Origin of the sequence: Zhongshania sp., assembly GCF_041584495.1 — a bacterium.
Classification (GTDB): domain Bacteria; phylum Pseudomonadota; class Gammaproteobacteria; order Pseudomonadales; family Spongiibacteraceae; genus Spongiibacter.
In genome coordinates, this window is sequence record NZ_JBFHDY010000315.1 from 1 (window position 1) to 1,143 (window position 1,143).

Sequence of the window (1,143 nt, forward strand, 5' to 3'; positions counted from 1 at the left end):
TAACGCATGACAACAAATGACATAGAGCAACACGTAATGAGTAGGACTGAGCGCATCAAACGCAGGCAGTCATTCATGATACAGTTGACACAGGACATTAACAATGACGAGTGGCATCCAATCTTAACGCTCATAGACAAGATAGATGACACGCTGCTAGACAAATACCATAACGCTGAGCGTGAAGACTGGGACGACTTCTAACACCCTGCAACACAACACACACCTTAATGCCCTGCGGAATCGTGGGGCTTTTTTATGCCCTGCCTCCTGGAATCTCCGAACTAATAATAAAATGCACCGCACCTTGACTTGACACAGTGTTATATGAATAGCCGATGGTCTATCTAATTATTGTATGAACACTATCTAATTCTTATATTGTACAGATTACGTTAACGGTGAGATGATGTATTCACAGTAAGGGACAGCAATGATGCTGCCTCTAACAAAGGATAAGACTTGAACAAAGCTTTTATACTTGCCGGAAATGCTACCTTCACGCTTAGAAATAAGCTCACCGGAAATCATTTCACCTATAAAGTGAGGCAGCCTAAAGAAGATACTCCCCACTTTGTATCACTGCTACGTGGGCCTGACAATACCTCAGACTACACATTCATTGGCACCATCTTTGACGAAGCGCGCTATGTGCATAGCAAGAAGTCGAGAGTTGGACACAATGCAATGTCAGTCAAGGCATTTGAATGGACATGGAGCGTCATGCAGCAGGGTAACCTGCCTAGTCACATAGAATTAATGCATGCCGGCAAGTGTGGACGCTGTGCAAGGAAACTTACGGACCCTGTGTCAATCAGTACAGGATTCGGACCTCACTGTCGCAGTGAGTTAGGAGTTGTCGCATGATGACCGAGCGCGAAATGATGTGGGAGAAAATAAGAATGGAATGGCATGATGCTGTGCGTGACAAGATTGGTAGTAATAATCTTGATGCATGGCGAAAGGGATATATAACGCTAGATGATGTGCTGACTATTGATGAGGTGGGTCAACTTGGCGATGTATTCAATGATATAGTGCATAAATACCGCAGCAATAACGCTGCATATAATATGACCAAGTAGGTCAAGCCTGTTTCTGACAAGCCGCAGCTATGGATGGTAGCGGTGAGTCAATAGGAGA

General features: G+C 44.4%; 3 protein-coding genes. All 3 read left to right on the top strand.

The genetic code is table 11. The features are described 5' to 3' along the window. Positions 1–75 precede the first annotated feature (75 nt). The 3 genes from ABYP33_RS19475 to ABYP33_RS19485 all read left to right on the top strand — a co-directional run bounded on the left by ABYP33_RS19475 (position 76) and on the right by ABYP33_RS19485 (position 1,085). A complete protein-coding gene (locus ABYP33_RS19475) occupies positions 76–204 on the top strand; it encodes a hypothetical protein (RefSeq protein ID WP_373093043.1) in 129 nt (42 codons plus the stop codon). Positions 205–759: 555 nt separating this feature from the next. Then, positions 760–867, top strand: coding sequence for a DUF6011 domain-containing protein (locus tag ABYP33_RS19480; protein WP_373093047.1), 108 nt, complete (start codon positions 760–762; stop codon positions 865–867). Further along, complete coding sequence (locus ABYP33_RS19485) at positions 864–1,085, top strand: hypothetical protein (protein WP_373093045.1); 222 nt, start codon at positions 864–866, stop codon at positions 1,083–1,085. The genes ABYP33_RS19480 and ABYP33_RS19485 overlap by 4 nt, the downstream gene beginning before the upstream one ends. Positions 1,086–1,143: the final 58 nt, after the last annotated feature.